Source organism: Peribacillus aracenensis (assembly GCF_025175645.1).
In the GTDB taxonomy this organism is placed as follows: Bacteria; Bacillota; Bacilli; order Bacillales; family DSM-1321; genus Peribacillus; species Peribacillus aracenensis.
The window spans coordinates 1-25,597 of record NZ_JANZMJ010000034.1 but is presented as its reverse complement, the minus strand read 5'-3'; the positions used below and the strand labels follow the sequence as shown (position 1 = coordinate 25,597).

25 protein-coding genes, 2 rRNA genes and 2 other annotated features are annotated in these 25,597 nt (G+C 41.9%); all 27 genes read right to left on the bottom strand.

The window, feature by feature from the left end; translation table 11 throughout:
• Positions 1–131 precede the first annotated feature (131 nt).
• Positions 132–3,701: a DNA-directed RNA polymerase subunit beta gene (rpoB, locus tag N0M92_RS23920; protein WP_260288188.1), complete on the bottom strand. Its 3,570-nt coding sequence runs from the start codon at positions 3,699–3,701 to the stop codon at positions 132–134.
• A gap of 238 nt (positions 3,702–3,939) precedes the next feature.
• On the bottom strand, positions 3,940–4,545 hold the full coding sequence (locus N0M92_RS23915) for a class I SAM-dependent methyltransferase (protein WP_260288212.1): 606 nt from the start codon (positions 4,543–4,545) through the stop codon (positions 3,940–3,942).
• Positions 4,546–4,742: 197 nt separating this feature from the next.
• Positions 4,743–5,102 (bottom strand): 50S ribosomal protein L7/L12, encoded by a 360-nt coding sequence (gene rplL, locus N0M92_RS23910; protein WP_048677872.1) that lies wholly within the window; start codon positions 5,100–5,102, stop codon positions 4,743–4,745.
• A 63-nt stretch (positions 5,103–5,165) separates the two neighbouring features.
• Positions 5,166–5,666, bottom strand: coding sequence for a 50S ribosomal protein L10 (gene rplJ, locus N0M92_RS23905; protein WP_192207438.1), 501 nt, complete (start codon positions 5,664–5,666; stop codon positions 5,166–5,168).
• A gap of 39 nt (positions 5,667–5,705) precedes the next feature.
• Positions 5,706–5,856, bottom strand: a sequence feature (ribosomal protein L10 leader region).
• A 46-nt stretch (positions 5,857–5,902) separates the two neighbouring features.
• Positions 5,903–6,598: a 50S ribosomal protein L1 gene (rplA, locus tag N0M92_RS23900; protein WP_260288187.1), complete on the bottom strand. Its 696-nt coding sequence runs from the start codon at positions 6,596–6,598 to the stop codon at positions 5,903–5,905.
• Between the two features lie 104 nt (positions 6,599–6,702).
• Entirely contained in the window at positions 6,703–7,128 is a 426-nt protein-coding gene (rplK, locus tag N0M92_RS23895; RefSeq protein WP_034305057.1) for a 50S ribosomal protein L11, read from the bottom strand.
• Between the two features lie 174 nt (positions 7,129–7,302).
• The gene (gene nusG, locus N0M92_RS23890; protein WP_048677866.1) at positions 7,303–7,836 is read right to left on the bottom strand and encodes a transcription termination/antitermination protein NusG; all 534 of its coding nucleotides are present in this window, start codon (positions 7,834–7,836) and stop codon (positions 7,303–7,305) included.
• A gap of 247 nt (positions 7,837–8,083) precedes the next feature.
• The gene (gene secE / locus N0M92_RS23885) at positions 8,084–8,266 is read right to left on the bottom strand and encodes a preprotein translocase subunit SecE (protein ID WP_076372883.1); all 183 of its coding nucleotides are present in this window, start codon (positions 8,264–8,266) and stop codon (positions 8,084–8,086) included.
• Between the two features lie 50 nt (positions 8,267–8,316).
• Positions 8,317–8,466, bottom strand: coding sequence for a 50S ribosomal protein L33 (gene rpmG / locus N0M92_RS23880; protein ID WP_192207436.1), 150 nt, complete (start codon positions 8,464–8,466; stop codon positions 8,317–8,319).
• A gap of 200 nt (positions 8,467–8,666) precedes the next feature.
• Positions 8,667–9,299 (bottom strand): RNA polymerase sporulation sigma factor SigH, encoded by a 633-nt coding sequence (gene sigH, locus N0M92_RS23875; RefSeq protein WP_094246690.1) that lies wholly within the window; start codon positions 9,297–9,299, stop codon positions 8,667–8,669.
• An 85-nt stretch (positions 9,300–9,384) separates the two neighbouring features.
• Positions 9,385–9,894, bottom strand: a complete 510-nt coding sequence (locus N0M92_RS23870) for an NYN domain-containing protein (protein WP_260288186.1) — start codon at positions 9,892–9,894, stop codon at positions 9,385–9,387.
• Positions 9,895–9,898: 4 nt separating this feature from the next.
• The gene (gene rlmB, locus N0M92_RS23865) at positions 9,899–10,642 is read right to left on the bottom strand and encodes a 23S rRNA (guanosine(2251)-2'-O)-methyltransferase RlmB (RefSeq protein ID WP_260288185.1); all 744 of its coding nucleotides are present in this window, start codon (positions 10,640–10,642) and stop codon (positions 9,899–9,901) included.
• Positions 10,639–11,061, bottom strand: a complete 423-nt coding sequence (locus N0M92_RS23860) for a Mini-ribonuclease 3 (protein ID WP_076372889.1) — start codon at positions 11,059–11,061, stop codon at positions 10,639–10,641. Before N0M92_RS23860 ends, rlmB begins: the two co-directional genes overlap by 4 nt.
• A gap of 3 nt (positions 11,062–11,064) precedes the next feature.
• Complete coding sequence (cysS, locus tag N0M92_RS23855; RefSeq protein WP_260288184.1) at positions 11,065–12,462, bottom strand: cysteine--tRNA ligase; 1,398 nt, start codon at positions 12,460–12,462, stop codon at positions 11,065–11,067.
• A gap of 1 nt (position 12,463) precedes the next feature.
• Entirely contained in the window at positions 12,464–13,114 is a 651-nt protein-coding gene (cysE, locus tag N0M92_RS23850) for a serine O-acetyltransferase (RefSeq protein WP_260288183.1), read from the bottom strand.
• A gap of 84 nt (positions 13,115–13,198) precedes the next feature.
• Positions 13,199–13,447, bottom strand: a binding site (T-box leader).
• A 42-nt stretch (positions 13,448–13,489) separates the two neighbouring features.
• The gene (gene gltX, locus N0M92_RS23845; protein ID WP_260288182.1) at positions 13,490–14,947 is read right to left on the bottom strand and encodes a glutamate--tRNA ligase; all 1,458 of its coding nucleotides are present in this window, start codon (positions 14,945–14,947) and stop codon (positions 13,490–13,492) included.
• 90 nt (positions 14,948–15,037) lie between these two features.
• A complete protein-coding gene (gene ispF / locus N0M92_RS23840; protein WP_134784433.1) occupies positions 15,038–15,517 on the bottom strand; it encodes a 2-C-methyl-D-erythritol 2,4-cyclodiphosphate synthase in 480 nt (159 codons plus the stop codon).
• Between the two features lie 14 nt (positions 15,518–15,531).
• Positions 15,532–16,218 (bottom strand): 2-C-methyl-D-erythritol 4-phosphate cytidylyltransferase, encoded by a 687-nt coding sequence (ispD, locus tag N0M92_RS23835; RefSeq protein ID WP_260288181.1) that lies wholly within the window; start codon positions 16,216–16,218, stop codon positions 15,532–15,534.
• A 21-nt stretch (positions 16,219–16,239) separates the two neighbouring features.
• Positions 16,240–17,337 carry a PIN/TRAM domain-containing protein gene (locus tag N0M92_RS23830; RefSeq protein ID WP_192207430.1) on the bottom strand — a complete coding sequence of 366 codons (1,098 nt, stop codon included), beginning with the start codon at positions 17,335–17,337 and terminating at the stop codon, positions 16,240–16,242.
• Positions 17,338–17,562: 225 nt separating this feature from the next.
• Complete coding sequence (disA, locus tag N0M92_RS23825; RefSeq protein WP_192207429.1) at positions 17,563–18,636, bottom strand: DNA integrity scanning diadenylate cyclase DisA; 1,074 nt, start codon at positions 18,634–18,636, stop codon at positions 17,563–17,565.
• A gap of 2 nt (positions 18,637–18,638) precedes the next feature.
• Positions 18,639–20,027 carry a DNA repair protein RadA gene (gene radA, locus N0M92_RS23820; protein ID WP_260288179.1) on the bottom strand — a complete coding sequence of 463 codons (1,389 nt, stop codon included), beginning with the start codon at positions 20,025–20,027 and terminating at the stop codon, positions 18,639–18,641.
• Between the two features lie 197 nt (positions 20,028–20,224).
• Entirely contained in the window at positions 20,225–22,666 is a 2,442-nt protein-coding gene (gene clpC, locus N0M92_RS23815) for an ATP-dependent protease ATP-binding subunit ClpC (RefSeq protein ID WP_192207428.1), read from the bottom strand.
• Between the two features lie 130 nt (positions 22,667–22,796).
• Complete coding sequence (locus tag N0M92_RS23810) at positions 22,797–23,873, bottom strand: protein arginine kinase (protein WP_192207427.1); 1,077 nt, start codon at positions 23,871–23,873, stop codon at positions 22,797–22,799.
• A complete protein-coding gene (locus N0M92_RS23805; protein WP_098373578.1) occupies positions 23,870–24,421 on the bottom strand; it encodes a UvrB/UvrC motif-containing protein in 552 nt (183 codons plus the stop codon). Before N0M92_RS23805 ends, N0M92_RS23810 begins: the two co-directional genes overlap by 4 nt.
• Positions 24,422–24,442: 21 nt before the next feature.
• Complete coding sequence (locus N0M92_RS23800) at positions 24,443–24,904, bottom strand: CtsR family transcriptional regulator (RefSeq protein WP_048677843.1); 462 nt, start codon at positions 24,902–24,904, stop codon at positions 24,443–24,445.
• 337 nt (positions 24,905–25,241) lie between these two features.
• Positions 25,242–25,357, bottom strand: a 5S ribosomal RNA gene (gene rrf, locus N0M92_RS23795).
• Positions 25,358–25,420: 63 nt separating this feature from the next.
• Positions 25,421–25,597, bottom strand: a 23S ribosomal RNA gene (locus N0M92_RS23790); the annotation flags it as partial.

Genomic DNA, 25,597 nt, shown 5'->3' with positions numbered 1-25,597 from the left:
TCAGGCAATCTTACACCGGATGATGGTTGATTGAATCAATAAGGCTCTAACAAGGCAGCATGATCTTCAAATGAACATCTCGCTGCCAGTCAGAGCAGGTAATATATAACTAGATATGTTTATATTTAATTTTATTCTTTGACAGGTGCCCCTACTTCGGAAGCAACCATATCCTTAGTTTCTGAATCAAGGCTTAATTTGTCTGCTTGGTTGGCATCATCTTCATCTTCCAAATCACGCATTTCGATTTCACGATCTTCGGCATTGAGGATTTTAACATCCAATCCTAAACTTTGAAGCTCCTTAATCAATACTTTGAAGGACTCAGGAACGCCAGGTTCAGGGACATTTTCACCTTTGACAATCGCCTCGTACGTTTTAACACGGCCTACGACATCATCTGATTTAACGGTTAGGATTTCTTGTAATGTATAAGCAGCACCATAAGCTTCAAGTGCCCATACTTCCATCTCACCGAAACGCTGTCCGCCAAATTGCGCTTTACCACCAAGTGGTTGCTGCGTAACAAGGGAGTAAGGTCCAGTTGAACGCGCATGAAGTTTATCATCGACCATATGTGCCAGTTTGATCATATACATGACACCCACTGATACACGGTTATCGAATGCTTCACCTGAACGGCCGTCATAAAGGACTGTTTTTGCATCACGTGACATCCCGGCTTCTTCAATCGTACCCCAAACATCTTCCTCAGTGGCACCATCGAATACAGGAGATGCTACATGAATGCCAAGTGCGCGTGCAGCCATACCTAAGTGAAGCTCCAACACCTGACCGATGTTCATACGTGAAGGTACACCCAATGGGTTTAACATGATGTCTACTGGAGTGCCATCTGGTAAATAAGGCATATCTTCTTCAGGAAGAATCCTGGAGATTACCCCTTTGTTACCATGTCGTCCAGCCATTTTATCGCCTTCATGGATTTTACGTTTTTGAACGATATATACACGTGCGAGCTGGTTTACACCAGGAGGCAGTTCATCGCCGTCTTCTCTGTTGAATACTTTAACATCAAGAACGATTCCGCCGCCGCCGTGAGGTACACGAAGTGATGTATCCCTTACTTCACGTGCTTTTTCACCGAAGATCGCATGTAATAGACGTTCCTCAGCTGTCAGTTCCGTTACACCTTTAGGCGTGACTTTACCAACGAGAAGGTCTCCGTCTTTCACTTCTGCACCCACACGGATAATTCCGCGCTCATCAAGATTACGAAGCGCATCTTCCCCTACGTTAGGGATATCACGGGTGATTTCTTCAGGCCCTAATTTTGTATCGCGTGATTCAGATTCATATTCTTCAATATGAATGGAAGTGTACACATCATCTTTAACCAATCGTTCACTCATGATGATGGCATCTTCATAGTTATATCCATCCCATGTCATGAAGGCAACCAATACGTTACGGCCAAGTGCCAACTCACCTTTTTCCATTGAAGGACCATCAGCAAGAATTTCACCTTTTACAACGTTGTCGCCAACACTTACGATAGGGCGTTGATTATAGCACGTTCCTTGGTTGGAACGAATGAATTTTAATAGACGGTATTTATCAAGGTTTCCTTTTACTTGCTTTCCGTCAACTTCGCTTACCCTACGTACCCATACTTCACGTGATTCAACGTGCTCTACGATACCAGGGTGTTTACAGATTACGGCAGCACCGGAGTCTTTCGCTGAAACATACTCCATACCCGTTCCAACTCGAGGGGCTTCCGGTTGCAGCAAAGGAACTGCTTGACGTTGCATGTTCGCTCCCATAAGGGCACGGTTGGAGTCATCATTTTCCAAGAAAGGAATACATGCTGTCGCAGCAGATACTACCTGTTTAGGAGATACATCCATGTAATCTACGCGGTCACGCGGAACAACGGTATTTTCACCGCGGAAACGTGCAACAACATCGTTATCAAGGAATGAGCCGTCATCTGACAGTCGTACATTCGCTTGGGCAACTACATAATTATCTTCCTCATCAGCTGTTAAGTAGTCGATTTGGCTTGTAATTCTACCTGTTTCAGGGTCCACACGGCGATATGGTGTTTCAATGAAGCCATATGGGTTAACCTTTGCAAAACTGGATAACGAGTTAATCAAACCAATATTCGGTCCCTCAGGCGTTTCAATCGGACACATGCGGCCATAGTGGGAATAATGAACGTCACGTACTTCAAAGCCAGCACGCTCACGTGTCAGACCACCAGGTCCCAATGCCGATAGACGACGTTTATGTGTCAGTTCGGCCAACGGGTTCGTTTGATCCATGAATTGGGAAAGCTGTGAGCTTCCAAAGAACTCTTTAATGGATGCAATGACCGGGCGAATGTTGATTAGTTGCTGTGGAGTGATTGTATTCGTATCCTGAATGGACATTCTTTCACGGACAACACGCTCCATACGGGATAAACCAATTCTGAATTGGTTTTGCAGCAATTCACCAACGGAACGCAGACGACGGTTACCTAAATGGTCAATGTCATCCGTGATTCCCACACCATGCAATAAATTAAAGAAATAACTGATGGAAGAAATAATATCAGCCGGTGTAATGTTTTTGACCTGGTCGGTCACATAGGCATTACCGATGATATTGATCACTTTTTCGCCTTCAGCATCGTTTGGCGCAAACACTTTAATAGGTTGAAGAAGAGTTTCTTCCTCTACTACACCACCTGATGGATGGAATGTTTTGAATCCGATTCCACCTTCGATATGAGGCAGGATCCTATCAAGAGTCCGGCGATCAAGCATTGTCCCTTTTTCAACGATAATTTCACCTGTTTCGGGATCAATCAAAGTCTCTGCAATACGTTGTCCGAATAAACGGTTCTTGATATGCAGTTTTTTATTGATTTTATAACGGCCTACATTAGCTAAATCATAACGTTTCGGATCAAAAAAGCGTGATACTAAAAGACTTTTCGCGTTTTCGACAGTAGGCGGTTCACCCGGGCGTAGACGCTCATAGATTTCTAGTAATGCTTTTTCTACACTCTCGGTGTTATCCTTTTCAAGAGTGTTGCGAAGGTATTCGTTGTCGCCGATCAAATCGATGATTTCTTGATCTGTTCCGAATCCAAGGGCACGCATCAATACCGTGATCGGTAATTTTCTTGTGCGGTCGATTCGAACATACACAACATCCTTGGCGTCTGTTTCATATTCGAGCCATGCGCCACGGTTAGGAATAACGGTCGCAGAGAACCCAAGCTTACCGTTTTTATCCATTTTCCCATTGTAGTAAACACTCGGTGAGCGCACTAATTGGGATACAATTACCCGTTCAGCACCATTGATGACAAATGTACCTGTTTCAGTCATCAGCGGGAAGTCGCCCATGAATACATCCTGGTCTTTAACTTCCCCTGTTTCTTTGTTAACAAGGCGCACTTTCACACGAAGTGGTGCAGAATACGTAACATCGCGTTCTTTTGTTTCTTCCACAGAATACTTCGGCTCAGCTAAGCTGTAATCGATGAATTCTAACGATAAATTACCTGTAAAATCCTCAATAGGAGAAATATCCTGGAACATTTCCTTTAAACCTACATCTAGAAACCATTGATAAGAAGCTGTTTGAATTTCAATCAGATTCGGAAGATCCAAAACCTCACTGATTCTTGCATAACTTCTACGTTGGCGGTGTCGTCCATACTGAACAAGTTGACCTGTCAACTGATTCACCCCTTAAATCAAGCGTTATAAGGATCCATTTGCCTCGGAAAAGGAATCATTTCCATAGACAAAAAGAAAATGGTTTTTATTTTAAAAACCACTATTTCTCATAAAACGAACTATTATTTATATATTTTTTCCATATTATCCATTGATTATACATCAATGGTATAAAAATTGCATAGTTACGGAATTATATATATGCATTTTATAATACTAACATAGCGAAAATTTAGAGTCAAACCTTTTTGGATAATAGTATATAGTAACCTTTTTTCTTAACGGGCACTTCAACATTTCCAAATAATTGCTCCATTTTATCCATTGCGGATGGAGCCCCTTGTTTTTTTTGAATGACAACCCATAATTCTCCACCAGCTACCAAACTGCGATAGCCTTCTTCTAAAATTTCGTGGACTACACTTTTACCTGCGCGAATGGGAGGGTTCGTAAGAATCGCCGCGAATTGATTGGAGGCAACTTTGTCAAAACGATCACTTTCGTAAATCTTCACATTTGCGATCCCATTAGAAGCCGCATTCTCTTTTGACAATTCAACTGCCCGGCTATTTATATCAATCATTTCTATCGTTCTATCGGGATAAGCTGCCGCAATCGATATACCGATTGGCCCATAACCGCAACCAACATCGAGAATATCTCCTTCCACAGCTTCATCAAGGTTAAAACTCTCAACCAAAAGACGCGATCCGAAATCAACTTCCTTTTTCGAAAAAACACCATTATCGCTTTTGAAGCGAAATGTACGTCCCTTTAATGTGAAATCCCAAAATTTCGGATTGCTTACGACATCCGGTTTATGTGAGTAGTAATGCTCTGTCAGAGTCATCTCCCCCTATCAGAAAGGAATATTGAAGATTTAATGAGAGAAGAGAATTGAAGAATGGATGCTTGCACGCCGGAATGTTCGAATAACGAAATCCTCTCGTTACCAAACCATTAACGGCCAGTTTCCGTCATTTCTTTAAAAATGAAGAAAAAAAGCCCGCCAGTGATAGCGAGCTTTTTGTTTATGCAAGATTACTTAACTTCAACGCCAGCTCCAACTTCTTCAAGTTTAGCTTTGATTTCTTCAGCTTCTTCTTTAGAAGCGCCTTCTTTGATTGCTTTTGGAGTGTTGTCAACAAGTTCTTTTGCTTCTTTAAGTCCAAGACCTGTAACTTCACGTACAGCTTTGATAACTTTGATTTTTTGATCTCCAGCAGATGTAAGGACTACATCAAACTCAGTTTTTTCTTCAGCAGCAGCGCCACCAGCAGCAGCTACAGCTACAGGTGCAGCAGCAGTTACGCCGAATTCTTCTTCGATTGCTTTTACAAGGTCGTTTAATTCTAAAACAGTCATATTTTTAACTGCTTCAATGATTTGATCTTTAGTCATTTTTATTTCCTCCTCGAAATGGTTGGTTTTTTTTTGAATCAATAGGCTAGATAAGCGGTTAGCTTACGCGCCTTGTTCTTCTTTTTGCTCTGCAACAGCTTTTGTAGCAAGAGCAAGTCCGCGCATAGGTGCTTGTAGCACGCTGAGTAGCATTGAAAGTAGGCCTTCGCGTGAAGGTAGTTCTGCAAGAGCTTTAATTTCTTCAGCAGTTGCAACATTTCCTTCGATAACTCCGGCTTTGATTTCTAAAGCTTCATGTTTTTTCGCAAAATCGTTAAGGATTTTTGCTGGCGCAATAACATCTTCATTTGAGAATGCAATTGCGTTTGGACCTGTTAATGATTCGTTCAAAGCGCCAAGTTCAGCACTTTCAGCAGCACGGCGAGTTAATGAGTTTTTGTAAACTTTAAACTCAACGCCAGCTTCACGAAGTTGCTTACGAAGTTCTGTTACTTCAGCAACAGTCAATCCACGGTAGTCAACAACTACTGTTGATTGGCTTGAAGTTAACTTATCAGAAATCTCAGCAACGATTTTTTGCTTTTGTTCAATAATTGCGTTCATCCTTACACCTCCTGTAGATTTGCTTGAAAACATTTATACCGTTTCAAAGAAAAAGCCTTCATCTCTATTGCAGACATGAAGGCAGTAATTTCAAAAGTCATAGTCTAGGACTATTATTATCGAATTACCTCGGCAGGGAATTAAGCTCGTAATGAGCACCTACTGTCTACGGTACAAATAGTATTCATTTATTCACAACAAAACTTATTATAACAATAATAGTTTTGGTATGTCAATTATTTATTGAAAGTAGAAGGATCAACTTTCACACCAGGGCCCATTGTAGTTGTTACAGAAACGTTTTTCATGTAAGTTCCTTTAGCAGCCGCAGGTTTAACTTTTACTAATGTATCATAAATAGCAGTGAAGTTTTCCACTAGTTTAGCATCTTCGAAAGATACTTTACCGATTGGAGCATGGATGTTACCAGCTTTATCTACGCGGTATTCAACTTTACCAGCTTTGATTTCATTAACAGCTTTCGTTACATCGAAAGTTACTGTGCCAGTTTTAGGGTTAGGCATTAAACCTTTAGGTCCTAATACACGGCCAAGTTTACCAACTTCACCCATCATGTCTGGAGTCGCAACGATTACATCGAATTCGAACCATCCTTGTTGGATTTTGTTGATGTAGTCAGATTCGCCAACGTAGTCAGCACCAGCAGCTTCCGCTTCTTTTGCTTTTTCGCCTTTAGCGAACACTAATACACGTTGAGTTTTACCAGTACCATTCGGCAGAACAACAGCTCCACGAATTTGTTGGTCAGCTTTCTTAGGGTCTACGCCTAAACGGAAAGCAACTTCAACAGTCGCATCGAATTTTGCGAAGTTTGCTTTTTTAGCAACTTCGATTGCTTCAGTTACAGCATAAGCCTTAGAAACTTCTACAAGCTTAGCTGCTTCAAGATACTTTTTACCTTTTTTCGCCATGATATAAATCCTCCTAAATTGTGGTTTTAACGGAATGACCTCCCACGAATAAAGGTTGCGAGTATCAATCGCAACCCCGTAGAAACAAATAGCAATTACATGGATTAGTCTTCGATGACAATACCCATGCTGCGAGCAGTACCTTCAACCATACGCATTGCAGCTTCAACGCTTGCAGCGTTTAGGTCAGGCATTTTAGTTTCAGCAATCTCGCGCACTTGATCACGCTTGACTGTAGCAACTTTATTACGGTTAGGTTCACCAGAACCAGACTCGATACCAGCTACTTTCTTAAGCAATACTGCAGCCGGCGGAGTTTTTGTAATGAATGTAAATGAACGGTCTTCAAATACCGTGATTTCAACAGGAATAATTAGACCAGCTTGATCTGCTGTACGAGCGTTGAACTCCTTACAGAATCCCATGATGTTTACACCAGCTTGACCTAATGCAGGACCGACTGGCGGTGCCGGATTCGCTTTACCAGCAGGAATTTGCAATTTAACCATTTTAATTACTTTTTTAGCCACGAGACACACCTCCTTATAAGTCCGTGATGTGGTAATAGGGTAATACCCTCCCACTCATCTTGAATTCTTTATCTATTAATAAAGAATGCTTGTATCGTTGAGGCCTAAAAATTGAAACATACTGACCTTTGAAATTTTACCACTTTCAAAAGGCAATTTCAAGTTTTTTTCCGTTTATAATTTTTCCACTTGATTAAAATCAAGTTCAACCGGTGTATCACGACCGAACATATTGACTAGGACCCTTACTTTCCCTTTGTCTTTATCAAGTTCTTCAATTGGCCCTGCAAAGGTTGCGAAAGGTCCTTCTTTAACTTGAACCGTGTCACCGATTTCAAAATCAACTTCGATTTTGCTTTCATCTACGCCCATTCGTTTAAGGACGACTTCAATTTCTTCCGGAAGCAATGCAGTCGGTTTTGACCCAGCTCCAGATGAACCTACGAAACCTGTTACGCCAGGCGTATTCCGGACAACGTACCATGAATCATCCGTCATGATGATTTCAACTAATACATAACCTGGAAATACTTTCTTTTTGGTCACTTTCTTTTTGCCATCTTTCACTTCTGTTTCTTCTTCTTCTGGAACTACAACGCGAAAGATCTTGTCTTCCATCCCCATAGTTTCAACACGTTTTTCCAAGTTAGCCTTAACCTTGTTCTCATAACCTGAATAGGTGTGAACTACATACCAATTCTTTTCCATGTGTTAGGACTTTAACGTCCTTCCCTCCCTGCAATCAATCATTTTCTTTATTAATCTTTATCTTTGAACGTTTTAGCCAAAAACCATACCGGCGTCATCCTGACTTAACTAGAAAATATTGTGATGATTCATATTACAGCAGTGCTCGATTTCGAGCTATTAAAAAAGACAAATTAAAAAACCCGTTTCCGGGCTTTTCTGCTGACACATATTATTCTATCACTATTATACCTTATTTTCGAATCTCTTATTCAATAACTAAGCGAATTAATTCGGAAATGCCCAAATCAACCACTGTAAAGAATAAAGCCATAAACAATACAGTCGTAACTACCACGATTGTATATTTAGTAAGCTCCTTGCGTTTCGGCCAGCTTACTTTTCGCATTTCGCGAGCGACTCCGCTGAAAAATTCGGTAAAACGTTTCATGAATGTACCTCCAAGCATTAGAAGCTTCTGTAAATCTATTTATAAAACGGTTATTTCGTTTCTTTATGAATCGAGTGTGAGTTGCACGTACTGCAAAATTTCTTGATTTCCAGTCGTTCGCCGCTTGTCGATTGTTTGCTCTCATAACTATAATTTCTTGTACCGCAATCATTGCATGCAAGAACTATTTTTTTTCGCATTAGATACACCTATCCTATCTACTATATCCATAAAACCTTATCACGGCTGTTTTTTATTGTCAATATCAAAGCGGGTTTCACCCATTATGGACACCATAAATCAAAACATCGGTTACTTAACATCCATTAAAAATTTTAGTGAATAATAAACTTCCATGTGGAGAAGGGACAGATGAAATTAAGCGGAAAAAGCGGAGGGATTATAAACTGATTTCCCTTACTTCCAGATAGCGCTCGAGCTTTCTTTTCACCCGTTGAAGGGCGTTGTCGATTGACTTAACATGCCGGTTCAACTCTTCCGAAATTTCTTGGTAGGTTTGTCCATCCAGGTAAAGAGCTAACACTTTTCTCTCAAGATCACTCAGGAGCTCGGCCATCTTTAATTCGATATCGTCAAACTCTTCTTGGTTGATGATCAGTTCTTCCGGGTCCAAAACTTTCGTACCGGATATGATATCCATTAGAGTTCGGTCCGATTCCTCATCATAAATGGGCTTGTCCAGGGAAACATAGGAATTGAGCGGAATATGTTTTTGACGTGTTGCTGTTTTGATAGCTGTAATGATCTGCCTCGTAATGCATAGTTCTGCAAATGCTTTAAAAGAAGATAACTTATCCCCTTTAAAATCACGGACGGCTTTATATAAACCAATCATACCTTCTTGCACGATGTCTTCCTTATCGGCACCAATCAAGAAATAAGTCCTTGCCTTAGCTCTTACAAAATTACGATACTTTTGGATCAAATAATCCAGCGCTTCACTGTCTCCAGTGTGCACCAACCCTATCAATTCATCATCCTCAAACTGCAGATACTTTTCGTTCAGCTTCATTCCGAATTTGAGACCCACATTATATCCCCCTGACCTGACTCAGATAGAAATATTATACAGCAGGTAAATTTTACCCGTCAATGGTTCAAATTTTACCCCGGCGCCATTTTTCGAAAATTTCTGCCACTTCTTCACTTAAAGGAATTTTGGCCACGGGTCTTATAGTCGTTGTTTTTCTTACATCTTTCATGATTTCGCCTTGTATTTCTTCCATTTCAATAAGCAGTTCACGAGCGGATTTCCTTAGGGCCCCTTGGCCAAAGATCACCCACTGTTCCGTGAAGTCAGAGGTAGCCACTTGAATTTGCGTTTTGACATTATTCAGTTCAATGGCCATCTTTTCTATTCTTTCATCCGCAGTTTCATTTTCTTTTGTAAAAATTACGTCAACTTTGTGATTTTTGAATATGCGGGCAATTCCCTGAACATATTGAGCGTCAAATACGACTATTACACGGTATCCGGTAAATGCTTGATATTCTGCCATCATTTCTATCAGCCGATCTCTTGCAGCAGCAAGATCCCGTTCTTTTAATTCTCTCAGTTCCGGCCAAGCTCCAATAATGTTATAACCGTCCACCAACAGAATATTCATTTCATCATTGCCCTAGAGGATTTCTTTTTCTATAAACCTCATACATCAATAAACCGGCCGCTACCGATGCATTTAACGAAGTTACTTGTCCTGCCATAGGGAGACGGATGAGAAAATCACATTTATCCTTCATTAACCGGGCCATGCCTTTTCCTTCGCTGCCGATAACAAGTCCGATAGGCATCTTTCCGTCCATGTTACGGTAATCATCGCTGCCTTTCGCATCGGTACCGACTATCCATACCCCTCGCTCTTTCAACTCTTCCACCGCTCTTGCCAAATTTGTAACGCGAGCTACCGGAATATATTCGATTGCACCCGTCGAAGCTTTTGCCACTGTCGCCGTCAAGCCCACCGCTCTTCTTTTTGGGATGATGATTCCATGGGCCCCGACTGCATCAGCCGTCCTCATGATTGAACCTAAATTATGCGGATCTTCAACTTCATCAAGAATCATGAAAAAAGGTGCTTCGTCCCGTTCAGCCGCTCTTGCGAATAAGTCATCCAGCTCCACATATTCATATGCAGCCACTTGTGCGATAACACCTTGATGGATGCCTTCTGCCATTTGGTCAATTTTTTTCTTCGGTACGATTTGGACGAATACCTTCTTTTCCTTCGCCAGACCGATGAGTGGTTGCATCGAGCCTTTTTGCGAGCCCTCAGCTATCCAAATTTTATTAATATCCCGTTCGGAGCGAAGTGCTTCCAATACGGGGTTTCTGCCAATGATATATTCTTCGCTCATGGGTTACTCCCCTTTTCTTCTTCAATGTATTCAATGGATTTTTTGATGAGTTCTTCCATTCTTTCTTTTCGACCGGATAAATACAAAAATCCCATAAGTGCCTCGAAGGCTGTACTGTAGCGATACGTTTGCACATCTGTGTTCTTCGGTACCGTACCGGATTTTGCATTTCGGCCGCGCCGAACGACAGCGGATTCCTCTTCCGATAACCAATCTGACTCCAGGAAAAAGTGGATGATTTTATTTTGCGCTTTAGCAGCTACAAAAGATGTAGCTTTTTTGTGGAGCAGATTGGGCTTGACCGCTCCTTTTTGAATGAGGTGATGCCGTATATACGTTTCGTATACAGCATCACCTATATATGCTAAAGCAAGACTGTTCAGCATTTTTGCATCTACCTTACTATCGTAATGAAGCATTAATTACCCTCTTTTCCATCTTGTACCTTGAGGGGTATCCTCTAATATGATATTCATGTTTTTCAATCGATCACGAATTTCATCAGATAACCCAAAATTACGGTCTTTCCGCGCTTGAATTCTCTGCTGTATCAAGCCTTCAATTTCTTCATCCAAAAGCCCCTCTTCTTCAAGGGACAAACCTAGGACAGAAAATAGGATGCTGAATTTATCAAGGAAAGCATCAATCACTTCCTTGTCTGTGTTTTTCTCCATCAAGTAATAATTTGCCTGTTTGGAAAGTTCAAAGAGCATGGATATTGCATTAGCTGTGTTGAAATCATCGTCCATTTCCTTAATGAATTGTTCATGTAACTCATTCAGCTTCCCTAACCAAACATCATTATTCTCAGTCAATCCGTCACTAACTTGAAGGCGATGCTTTAAGTTTTGATAAGATGTCCTTAAGCGATCGAGGGACGCCTTTACATTTTCAAGCACTTCTTCGCTATAATTGATGGGATGACGATAATGTACAGATAACATAAAGAAGCGTAACACTTGTGGATCATGCTTCTGGATGATGTCATGCACAAGGACGAAATTGCCTAAGGACTTAGACATTTTTTCATTCTCAATATTTATATACCCGTTATGCATCCAATAATTCGCAAAGGGCTTACCCGTCAATGCTTCAGATTGTGCAATTTCATTTTCATGATGAGGGAAAGCCAGATCTTGACCTCCTGCATGAATATCGATTGTATCGCCCAAATACTTTTTGACCATTGCGGAGCATTCGATATGCCAGCCAGGACGCCCCTTGCCCCATGGGCTTTCCCAAGATATTTCATCATCCTTTGCCGTTTTCCAAAGGGCAAAATCAAGGGCATCTTGTTTTTTCTCCCCTATTTCAATACGCGCCCCCACTCTCAGCTCATCGATGGACTGATGTGAAAGTTTTCCATACCCCTCAAACTTACGAGTTCGGTAATACACATCCCCTTCAGATTCATAAGCGAATCCTTTCTCAATTAATGCCGAGATGAATTCAATGATTGCATCCATGTTCTCCATTACGGTTGGGTGAGCATCGGCCTTTTTGCAGCCCAATGCCGACACGTCTTCAAAATAAGCCTTGATGAAACGCTCTGATATGGTTGGGACATCTTCCCCCAATTCTTTTGCCGCACGAATCAGCTTATCATCCACATCCGTAAAGTTCGAAACGAATTGCACATCATATCCACGGTAATCCAAATACCTACGAACGGTATCGAATACGATTGCCGGTCTTGCATTACCAATATGAATGTAATTATAGACAGTGGGTCCGCATACGTACATCTTCACCTTTCCCTCTTCCATCGGGACGAAGGTTTCCTTTTTTCTTGTAGCCGTGTTATATATTTTAATCGCCATATTATAGGCTCCTTTCCTTCTGCTTCTCTTCAGCCATCTTCTCTCTTAAGGCCCTGATTTCACTATCCAATTCCTTAAAGCGATCAGCAATTGGATCAGGAAGATCACAATGATTTAGATCTTTGTTGATTTTGATACCATCTTGAATGACCACTTTACCTGGAATGCCCACCACTGTGGAATTTGGTGGCACTTCCTTTAAAACAACCGATCCTGCACCGATTTTTGAGTTTTCCCCAACAGTGATGGAACCCAGCACTTTTGCTCCTGTAGCAATCAAAACGTTATCCTTTATCGTAGGATGACGTTTTCCCTTTTCCTTTCCTGTCCCCCCAAGGGTTACACCTTGAAAGACAGATACATTGTCGCCAATTTCACAAGTTTCGCCAATGACGATTCCCATTCCATGGTCAATGAAGAAGCGACGGCCAATCGTAGCCCCTGGATGAATTTCAATACCGGTAAAAAACCGACTGATCTGAGATACACTTCTTGCCAGGAAAAAGAATTTCTTCTTAAATAGTGCGTGAGCCATCCTATGACTCCAAATCGCATGTAAACCCGCGTACGTCAATATGACTTCCAAATAGCTGCGCGCAGCAGGATCTTGATCAAAAACCACTTCGATATCTTCTTTAAACATCTTTAACAAAATGATTCCCCCCTATGTTGCGTACTTTTTCAACATCCCCTTTGAAGCTTTTAAAGCATATAAAAAAGCGCCTCTGTCCAAATAGACAGAGACGCTTTAAGCGCGGTTCCACTCTGTTTGGAATGTACGAAGCAGGTAAAGCTTTTTCCTGTTTTTTCATCCCCAACTTTAATCCCTGTAACGGAGGACATTCCGCCTGTGCCTACTATAGGTTAGTTCAGCAAAGGACTCAAGGGTGCATTTCAGGAAACGAGAGGCTTGAACCACTTTCAGCAGGTTATGGTTCTCTCTAAAAAGCTTCGTTTACTTACTTCTCCCCATCTACGCGTTCTTTTGTAAGATTATTAAATACTATATTACATTTTTGACAAATTGTTAATATAAAATACTCTGAATACGCTGTTTAATTTTTTCCTTGCCGAGTAATGAAATCGCCTTAGGCAAGTCAGGACCATGTGTTTGACCCGTGACGGCCGCCCTTATCGGCATGAATAATTTTTTCCCTTTATGGCCTGTGCTTTTTTGTACGGCTTTAATTGACTTCTTGATGTCATCCGCGTTAAATTCTTCAAGGCCATCGATCTCCTGAAGGAAGGCTTTCATGACTTCCGGCACCTGTTCTTCAGCCAGTACTTCCTTGGCATCTTCCTCGAACACGACCTCATCCTTGAAAAACAGTTCAGATAGCTCAACTATTTCCGCTCCATAGCTCATCTGCTCTTGAAAAAGGGAAACTAGCCCATGTACCCACTCTTCTTCTTCGGCGGTCAGTGTCTCTGAAACCTTCCCGGCTTTAATTAAGTGAGGCATTGACAATTCCACTGCACGATTTCCATCCAGTTGCTTCACATATTGGTTATTCATCCATGTAAGCTTTTGTTTATCAAAAAGCGCAGGTGACTTAGACAGTCGATCAGCATCGAAAAGATTAATAAATTCTTCCTTCGTGAAAATCTCTTCTTCCCCGACCGGAGACCATCCTAGTAATGTAATGAAATTGAATAAAGCTTCAGGTACATAACCAAGCTCTTCATATTGCTCAATGAATTGAATGATGGACTCATCACGTTTACTCAGTTTCTTCCTGCTTTCGTTTACAATCAGCGTCATATGTCCAAATACCGGCGGTTCCCAGCCGAAGGCCTCATAAATCATCAGTTGTTTTGGGGTATTGGAGATATGATCATCACCGCGAAGGACATGGGAAATCTTCATCAAGTGATCATCGACGGCCACTGCAAAGTTGTAGGTTGGAATGCCATCTTTTTTAACGATGACAAAATCACCAAAGCCATCCGCTTCAAACGAAACCTCGTCCTTAACCATATCATTGAAAGTAAGGACCTTCCCAGTTGGAACAGCAAAGCGAATGCTCGGTTTTCTTCCTTGGGCCACTAGTTCCGCTTGCTCTTCTTCAGTTAAATGCTTGCACTTCCCTGAATATTTTGGCGTTTCATTCCGCTCGACCTGTCCTTCACGTTCTGCCTCAAGCTCTTCTTCCGTACAATAGCATTTATATGCCAAACCCTTATCTAAAAGCTCTTGATACAATTCCTGATAAAGGTCGTTCCTTTCGGATTGACGATATGGTCCGAATTCACCGCCAACATCAACACCTTCATCCCAATCCATACCAAGCCATTTCAAATATTTAAGCTGACTTTCCTCTCCGCCCTCAATATTTCTCTTTTGGTCGGTATCTTCAATTCGGATGATGAATTTCCCGCCTTTATTTCGTGCGTATAAATAATTAAATAAAGCAGTCCGTGCATTACCAATATGTAAATGTCCAGTCGGACTCGGTGCATAGCGAACTCGAATATCGCTGCTCATGATATATATAGACCTCCCAGTCGTTCTATTCTATTGTATATATTATCATTTAAATACATTGGGATAAAGGCATCCACTCTAAAAACGAAATTAGTTTGATTTAACCAATAAAACCACAGCCTGTGCGGCGATTCCTTCGCTCCTGCCTGTAAAACCAAGTTTCTCGGTAGTGGTCGCCTTTACATTAATTCTGTCTATCGACGCATCTAAAAGTTCAGCAATCCTGCCGCGCATTTCCTCAATATACGGTGCCATTTTCGGACTTTGTGCAATGATTGTACAGTCCGCATTGCCTAGGGAATATCCTTCTTTTTTTACGATCGCCCAAATATACTGCAGCAGTTTTGCCGAATCGGCATCTTTAAATTCAGGATCGGTATCCGGAAAATGCTTACCGATATCCCCAGCACCAATTGCCCCCAAGCAGGCATCAGCAACTGTATGCAGAAGAACATCCGCATCCGAATGACCTAGCAAACCTTTCTCATACGGAATCGTAATCCCGCCAATAATCAAAGGTCTCCCCTCCACAAGCTGATGAACGTCATATCCTTGTCCTATTCTAAACATATCATTCTCCCCAATCATCGTTTTCCATGTTGTTTATGTAAAATCGCTTCTGCAAAATAAAGGTCTTCCTGAGTCGTAATTTTAATATTATCATAATTGCCCTCAATAATAACTACCTGTTCATTGATCCGCTCTAGCAAGCTTGCATCATCCGTCCCTAAAAATGCTTCAGCTTCAGCCTGTTCATAGGCACTTTTCAATATGGATACACGAAAAGCTTGTGGAGTTTGTACCGCCCACAAGCTTGATCGTTCCACTGTTTCCACTACCTTATCGTTTGACGCTTTTTTAATCGTATCTTTAACGGGCACTGCAATTACGGCACCTCCATGAAGGGAGGCGGCAGTAGTCAATTCACTGATTTGCCCAACATTGATAAAAGGGCGGGCACCGTCGTGGACCAGGACGATTTCTTCTCCTGCATGTTGCAGTCCATTATAAACGCTTTGTTGGCGCTCCTTGCCACCCATGACCAGTTTCTTGACCTTTTTAAGCCCATATGCTGCAATCAATTGACTGAAATAATCCTTTTCTGCCGGGTTTATCGAAAGGATGATTCCCCGACAGTCAGGATCTTCTTCGAAGACACGCAGTGTATAAACAATAATCGGGATACCCGATAGTTCAATAAAAAGTTTATTCTTGCCCGCCTTCATTCTTTTGCCTTGTCCAGCTGCAGGTATCACTACTTCATAAAACATAACGGTTTCTCCTACTCTTCTTTATAATGCTTTTTCTAATAGTTTCGGTTTAGCGAATATCATACGGCCTGCCGAGGTTTGTAATACACTTGTGACAAGTACATCGATGCGTTTCCCGATATGGTCACGGCCACCTTCGACAACGATCATGGTGCCATCGTCTAAATAAGCGATGCCCTGGTTCTGCTCTTTCCCGTCCTTGATGACCTGAACATTCATCTCTTCCCCAGGAAGAACAACAGGTTTTACGGCATTGGCAAGGTCATTGATATTAAGGACCGCCACATTTTGAAACTCGCATACCTTGTTTAAATTGAAATCATTGGTAACGACCATTCCGCCCGATATTTTGGCAAGTTTCACTAGTTTACTGTCCACTTCCTGAATGTCTTCAAAATCCCCCTCGTACATCTCCACTTTAATCGGAAGGTCTTTTTGAATCCGATTCAAGATATCCAAACCACGTCTTCCACGATTCCTTTTCAAAGCATCCGATGAATCGGCAATGTGCTGCAGTTCGTTTAATACGAACTGAGGAATGACTATGGTACCCTCGAGAAAGCCTGTCTGACAAATATCCGCAATTCTGCCATCAATGATGACGCTTGTATCGAGAATCTTCAGCCGCTTGCTATACCCCTCTTCATCGTCTTCGCTCGCTTCTCCATCAGTGTTCTTTTTCTTATTGCTTTTCGTGAATAAACTCAATAGCTCATCACGCTTTTTAAAGCCAACTTGAAAACCAAGATAACCAAATAAAAGCGTAAGGATGATGGGAACCACTGTATTAAAAAATGGAAACTTGATGGCACTGAAGGCGGAGCCAACCAAGAACGCCGCAAGCAGTCCCACTAAAAGACCGACGCTGCCAAAGATTATATCCGTAATTGGTATCTTTACAAGCTGTTCCTCCAGCCACTTCATAAAATAGATCACATGATCTACTGCCCAAAAAGTTATAAGATAAAAGATAATGGCACCCAACAGTACACTTACATAAGGATTGTTTATTAAAGCAATATCATCTGCATGTAAAACAATTAATAATTCTGGAATAAGTAACATACCAAGTGTTCCGCCGACTATTAAGAAGCATGCTTGTATAATGCGTTTTAACATCCCTTTCACCTCCTTCTACTCATTATTGACCAATAAAATAAAATGAAACCTTCGAAAATTCGTTTTCATTATATACGTTAAATTCACTCTAGGAATTAGTGGATTTACAAATATGATTTCTTCTCTTTTTCGTAATATTAGCCTAGCACCCTGAGTTTTGAGTGTCAAAAATAAACACCAACCAATTTCAAGCAAGTCAAGGGAATTTTAAAAGGCCAGCTGCCCCTACATCCTTCTATTTGTGACAAGCTGATTTTTTAAAATCCGGAGTCCTTCTTTGATTTTATTTGCCCGGACTTCGCCTATGCCCTCCACATCGTCAAGGTTTTCAACCGTAGCTTTATTGACTTCACTAAAGCTTCCGAACTGTTTCACTAAATTTTCGATGATCAAACCCGGCAAGCGTGGGATTTTATGAAGAATACGGTAACCACGGGGATGTACTGACTCATCAAGGTGTATGTATCCATTATAGCCCAGCACCTTTAGAAGAATGCTTTCATCCAGTTTTTCCTGCATGGCCAACTCTTGAAGCCTAAAAATGATTTCCTCGGGATCTTCATCATTACTGGAGGTATAATCCTTGATAAGCCATTTTCCTTCCGTTTCAATATCTGCCAGGATTTCATTCATTTGCAAACGGATCAATCTTCCTTCCGTACCAAGCTCATTAAGGTACGTTAATAGCTCTGCCTTGATCCTGAGCACCATTACATATCGGTGAAATACCTGCAAAAGGTCGGCATAGGTAACGATTTCCTCAAACTCGAGCGCCCCTAAAACCGATATGCTCTGCTGCAGGACCACCTTGTATTTTTCCAAGGTCTGAATGGCTAAATTAGCCTTGGCAAGTATGACTCCAATATCTTTAAGGGCGTATCGGAAATTGCCTTGATATAAAGTGATGACATTCCGACGTTGTGAGATAGCGATGACCAGTGACTTGGTCTCCCTTGCCACACGTTCCGCTGTCCTATGCCGCATTCCCGTTTCGGTGGAAGGTGTACTGTTATCCGGTACTAGCTGGGCATTTGCGAAAATGATCTTATCGGCTGTTTCATTTAAAATGATGGCTCCGTCCATCTTTGCCAACTCATATAATGTGCTGGGGGTACAGCTGCAGTTGATTTCGAAGCCGCCATCCACGATCACTCGCACCTTCTCATTATATCCGACCACTATCAAACCACCCGTATTTGCCCTCAGGACATTTTCAATCCCCTCCCGAAGCGGGGTACCCGGAGCAACAATTTGCAGAATTTCCAGTTTTGTTTTCTCATACCCTTTTTTATCTGTCATACTTAACCCCCTAACGATTGTTTAAGAGCCTCCGAAACCGATGAAACACCAACGACCTTAATACCCTTCGGCGCTGTCCATCCCCCTATATTATTAGCCGGTATGATAACTCGCTCAAACCCTAATTTTGCTGCTTCCTGCACCCTTTGTTCAATTCTTGACACCCTTCTCACCTCACCAGTCAGCCCCACTTCACCAATGATGCAATCGGCAGGGTTTGTTGGTTTATCACGGAAGCTTGAAGCAATGCTTATTGCGACAGCGAGATCAATTGCAGGTTCATCCAGCTTGACACCACCGGCAACCTTTAAATACGCATCTTGGTTTTGGAGCAGCAAGCCCACTCTCTTTTCCAGAACGGCCATTAAAAGCGAAACTCGATTGTGGTCGATTCCCGTGGCCATTCGCCTCGGATTGCCAAAACTCGTAGGAGAAATCAATGCTTGGATTTCAACTAGCACCGGCCTTGTGCCCTCCATGGATGCGACGACTGTGGAACCTGAGGCTCCTTGCGACCGTTCTTCAAGGAAGATTTCCGATGGATTCGCGACCTCTTCCAACCCATGTTCTTTCATTTCAAAAATACCCATCTCATTCGTCGAACCAAAGCGATTTTTAACCGCACGTATAATTCGATATGTATGGTGTCTTTCACCTTCAAAATATAATACAGTATCAACCATGTGCTCAAGTAGCCGTGGCCCCGCGATGGCCCCTTCCTTTGTAACGTGTCCGACGATAAAAATCGCGATTCCGTTCGTTTTAGCAATGCGCATGAGTGAGGCTGTGCACTCCCTCACTTGTGAAACGCTTCCCGGGGCGGATGTAACCTCCGAATGATATACCGTTTGAATGGAGTCAATAATGACCAAATCCGGTTTTACATCCGTAATTGCCTGTTGGATATAATCCATATCGGTTTCAGCATAAACGAATAGATTCTCCGACATGGTCCCAAGCCGATCCGCTCTCAATTTAGTCTGTTTGACTGATTCTTCACCTGAAATATAAAGCACTTTTTTCTGTTTATGCGCCAATTGGGATGATACCTGTAAAAGCAGGGTGGACTTACCGATACCCGGGTCTCCTCCGATCAATACAAGTGAACCCTGTACAATCCCGCCCCCAAGAGCACGATTCAATTCCATTAAATCCGTCTTAATCCGGGGTTCTTTTTCTGATTGAATAGTCGTTATCGGTGCTGCCTTCTCCCGTTCCCCGGAACCTCTAACCTCTGAATTGGTAAAGGCGCCTTTTCTAGCAGGTTTAACGATTTCAGTTTCCTCGACCATTTTGTTCCATTCACCGCATCCTGGGCATTTCCCCATCCATTTCGGTGACTCGTATCCACAAGACTGACACATAAATTTTGTTTTCTTCTTTACAGCCATAAATTACTCCTCTTTCTTTGGAAAAAATATCTATATTAAGGATATTATACCTTTGATTTATTTAAACCTTCTTAAGGCTAAGTTTTTTTAAAAAATATTCATTCTGCTTATCCCATTTATACTCAAATCTACCTATAGATAAAAAACAGAGGTACACTGCAATAGAATCTGCGTGTACCTCGAAGTTTAGGATCAGGTTATTCACTTACATTAACAGGCTCGCCTTGTCGGATTGCAAACTCATTATTCACGACATCCATTACGACCGTTTGCCCTTTTTTCACGTTACCCTTAAGCAACTCTTCGGATAGATAATCTTCTACATGCTTCTGAAGTGCCCTGCGGATTGGACGTGCCCCATATTCCGGATCAAAACCTTCCGTAGCAATTTTATCTCTAGCCGCATCTGTCAGCTCCAAGTATATCTCCTGTTCTTTCAAACGGGTAGTAAGCTGATTTGACATTAATGTAACGATTTGTTTCAAATGATCCTTCTCTAATGAGTGGAACACGATAGTTTCATCAATACGATTCAGGAATTCCGGACGGAATGCACGTTTGAGTTCTTCCATCACTTTCCCTTTCATATTTTTATAGTCCTGACCAGTATCCTGGATGTTAAAGCCCACATACTTATCAGTTTTCAAGGCCGACGCCCCTACATTCGATGTCATAATCAGAATGGTGTTCCTGAAATCGACAGTACGCCCCTTGGAATCTGTCAGTCTTCCATCTTCCAATACTTGAAGAAGAATATTGAAAACATCCGGATGCGCCTTCTCTATTTCATCAAGCAGAACGACGGAGTATGGTTTCCTCCGCACTTTTTCCGTTAACTGACCGCCTTCTTCGTATCCAACATATCCTGGAGGGGATCCAACAAGACGTGAAGTCGAATGTTTCTCCATATATTCGGACATATCGATGCGGATCATGGCATCTTCATCACCAAAAATGGATTCAGCTAAAGCACGGGCCAGCTCTGTTTTACCGACCCCTGTAGGCCCCAAGAAGATGAATGAACCAATTGGACGTTTAGGATCTTTCAATCCTGCCCTTGCACGTCTTACTGCTTTAGAAACCGCAATGACAGCCTCTTCCTGACCAATTACACGATCATGGAGGATTGACTCCATATTAAGCAGTTTGTCTGACTCTGTTTGCGCCAATTTAGTGACTGGAACTCCCGTCCAACTGGATACGACGTGTGCAATGTCATCCACAGTCACTTCACTGTTCTCCTGCCCTTGTTTTTCTTTCCAAGTCTTTTTCGTTTCTTCCAATTGTTCTCTTAAGCGTTGTTCTGTATCGCGAAGTGAAGCAGCTTTTTCAAATTCCTGACTCTGAACGGAAGCATCTTTTTCCTTACGAACATCATCCAGCTTCACTTCAAGTTCTTTTAAGTTAGGTGGCGTTGTGTATGAACGCAGCCTAACCTTGGAACCAGCTTCATCAATCAAGTCAATCGCTTTATCCGGTAAAAAGCGATCGGAAATATAACGGTCGGATAATTTGACTGCGGCATCAATCGCTTCGTCAGTGATCGATACGCGGTGATGTGCCTCATAACGGTCACGCAGCCCCTTGAGAATTTGGATGGATTCCTCAATAGTCGGCTCATCGACTTGGATTGGCTGGAAACGACGTTCAAGCGCAGCATCCTTTTCAATATATTTCCGGTACTCATCCAAAGTCGTGGCACCGATACATTGTAATTCACCTCGCGCCAATGATGGTTTAAGGATATTGGAGGCATCAATGGCACCTTCTGCACCACCTGCACCGATCAATGTATGCAATTCATCGATGAATAGGATGATATTACCCGCCTGACGTATTTCATCCATAACTTTCTTCAACCGGTCCTCAAATTCACCCCGGTATTTAGTACCGGCCACAACAGTACCCATATCAAGTGTCATTACGCGTTTATCACGTAAAATTTCAGGTACCTCATTATTGATGATCTGTTGGGCAAGCCCTTCAGCAATGGCTGTTTTACCAACACCAGGTTCACCGATTAATACTGGGTTATTTTTTGTACGACGGCTCAATACCTCGATGACACGCTGTATTTCCTTACTTCTTCCGATAACGGGATCCAAACTTCCTTCCCTGGCAATCGCCGTTAAATCACGGGCAAGGCCATCCAGTGTCGGCGTGCTTGCATTTGAAGCGGCTGAACCTTGATGACCACCAGATTCATTACTTCCCAGAAGCTGCAATACTTGTTGCCGCGCTTTATTTAAACTTACTCCCAGATTATTCAATACGCGGGCAGCTACACCTTCCCCTTCTCGGATAAGACCTAGAAGTACATGCTCTGTCCCAACATATGAGTGACCTAATTTTCTTGCCTCATCCATGGAAAGCTCAATGACTTTCTTGGCTCTTGGGGTATAATGTATCGTTTGAGCCGTATCCTGTCCACGGCCAATTAAATTTTCCACTTCTTTCTGAATCTTATCCGGACCCAATCCAAGAGCATATAACGCTTTGGCAGCAATACCATCACCTTCTCGGACAAGGCCCAGTAAAATATGTTCCGTGCCAATATTATTATGACCTAAACGGATTGCCTCTTCTTGGGCTAATGCTAATACTTTCTGGGCTCTTTCAGTAAAACGACCAAACATCATAGGGAATTCCTCCTTAAGAATTTTCGTTTTGAATAAAGTTGCTGGCAATTCTCTAAGTTATGACAGAAGCTTCTTCTTGCTCCATATCTATTACATGAAATTTGATACTCCCTAAAGAGGTCAATGACCTCTATGAGGAGGAAGATTCCGTGAAATTCAAGCGTTCCCGAATGAGTGCTGCTCTACGGATATCCCTTTCATGGGGTCTTAAAGGGCCACCTGCGTACTTTTGTAAAAATCCCGGCTGCGTCAAAATCATCAACTCATTTAGAATGCTTTTAGAAATATTCTTTATATACCCAAGATCTATCCCTAACCTAACATCGGAGATACAGGTAGCTGCTTCCTTGGTCTCGATGATGCGGGCATTGGACAAAATCCCATATGAACGGAAAATTCTATCTTCTAATTGTATGTGGGAAGTCCTCGCTAATGCATCCCTCGCTGACCGTTCCTGGGCTATGATTTGTTGCACTACACTTGTTAGATCTTCAACGATATCCCTTTCCGACTTTCCAAGAGTAATTTGATTGGAGATTTGAAAAATATTCCCCAAGGCTTGACTGCCCTCTCCATAAATCCCTCGAACCACCAACCCCAATTGGTTGATAGCCGGTATGATATTATTCATCTGCTGTGTAAGGACAAGGCCTGGCAGATGCATCATGACTGAAGCCCTTAATCCTGTTCCCACATTAGTTGGACAACTAGTTAGGTATCCTCTTTCCTCATCATATGCATAGTCTATGGATTCTTCAATCCAATCGTCAAGAACATTTGCAATCTTTAATGTTTCCTTTAGCTGCAACCCCGACATTAAACATTGAATACGGAGATGATCCTCTTCGTTTATCATGATACTTATTTCTTCATTTTCCGAAAGGAGACATGCGCTTTTCGCTGAATCTTCAACTAAATGGGGACTTATTAAATGTTTTTCAACGAGAACGCGCTTTTCAAGTGGCTGCAATTGGTCGATTTCTAAAAGTTCCAGTTTTCCAATCTCCGGGGTTACTTCTTCTTCGATCCTTTTTTTGACCAATTCAATGATTTTTTTAGCTTCTTCGTTAGAAAAGGAGGTTGGGAAGGTAAAGTCTTTAAAATTCCTGGCCAGCCGAATCCGCGAACTCAATACAATATCGATTTCCGGCCCTTCGGCACTCATCCAGGAACTCAGGGCGTTTTCTACAAACTTTTCCAAGCTCATAATTCCTCGCCTCCCTCTTGCGCTTCATACCTTTTCTCAAGGGAACGAACCTTATCTCTTACCTCTGCCGCTTTCTCAAACTCCTCTTGATCAATGTGGACCTTTAAAACTTCTTTTAAATCCAAAATTTGCTTTCGAAGATATATAGTGCCACCAATCCTTTTTGGAATTTTCCCTATATGTGCTGTATTGCCGCTGTGAACCCTCTTTAAAATGGGATTTAACTGTTCATTGAACGTTTTATAACATTCGGCACAGCCAAACTTACCAATATGGACAAATTCTTTATAAGATCGATGACAATGCGGGCAACGCCTCTCTTCCGTTTTGGGAAATGCATTTGCCTTTGTCTGTTGAATATTCGACTCCATATTCAACAATCCTGCTAATAAATTATTTATTGAAAAACCAGGTCCACCTGCATCCATGAACATTTCACCTTTTTCCTGAGCACATTTCTCACAAATCATGACTTCAGTCTTTTTTCCATTGATGATTTTGGTGAAGTGCAGGGTAGCAGGCCTTTGATGACATTCTTGGCAAATCAACGTTCATCACCTCTGCCAGTTTCATTTATATTTTAAAGTCGTAAGCATCGCAGTTAAAATTCTTGCCCTAAGCTCATCGCGGTCAGGTAGGTCGATATAAATCACCGATCTATCTATGACGCTCATCATTATCTTTGCTTCTCTTTCATTAATGACGTCTTCATTCATCAGCCTTGAAATTACTCCTTCAGCCATCGATTGGGTTACCCTTGAACCAATAAGCGATAATAATTGGTTGATAAGTTGCACGGAATCCTGTGATTCGACTTTCATGATGCGTATATAACCGCCGCCTCCACGCTTACTCTCCACAACATAACCTCTTTCGATGGTAAACCGGGTATTGATTACGTAATTGATTTGAGAAGGAACACACTGAAATTTATCTGCTATTTCACTTCTTTTAATCTCTAAGATATCTTTTTGACTTATTTCAAGTACTTGCTTCAAATAAGTTTCGATAACATCAGATATGTTTCTCACTCAGCCTCCTCCATTCTGACTTTGACTATATTTGACTATTATTATACAAGGAATAATGCATTTTGCAACTTAAACGCACTTTCTCTTTCTGTATTATCCATTTTCTCCAAATTATATGTAGTTACATACCCCATTGAACATTAAAATTGAAATATCTTACATAAATACCCTAAAAGATGAATGCAAAACCTGATATTTTCTTCTCTCCTAAGGTTACCACCACTTAAATTCGGCCCAATTCAAATAAGGCCAGCCCTATGCTGTCCCTGAAAATAAAAAACCTTTTTTTAATCACGAACAACAAAAAAGACCAGCCGGATGGCTGATCTTTTAAATGGCTTGGCGGCGTCCTACTCTCACAGGGGGAAACCCCCAACTACCATCGGCGCTGAAGAGCTTAACTGCCGTGTTCGGAATGGGAACGGGTGTGACCTCTTCGCTATCGCCACCAAACATGTAAGGAACGTTGTTCCTTCAAAACTAGATAATAAGAAGGTATTTCATTTTTTTAAAGCGTTGGTTAAGTCCTCGATCTATTAGTATCAGTCAGCTCCACATGTCGCCACGCTTCCACCTCTGACCTATCAACCTGATCATCTTTCAGGGATCTTACTAGCTTGCGCCATGGGAAATCTCATCTTGAGGGGGGCTTCATGCTTAGATGCTTTCAGCACTTATCCCGTCCGCACGTAG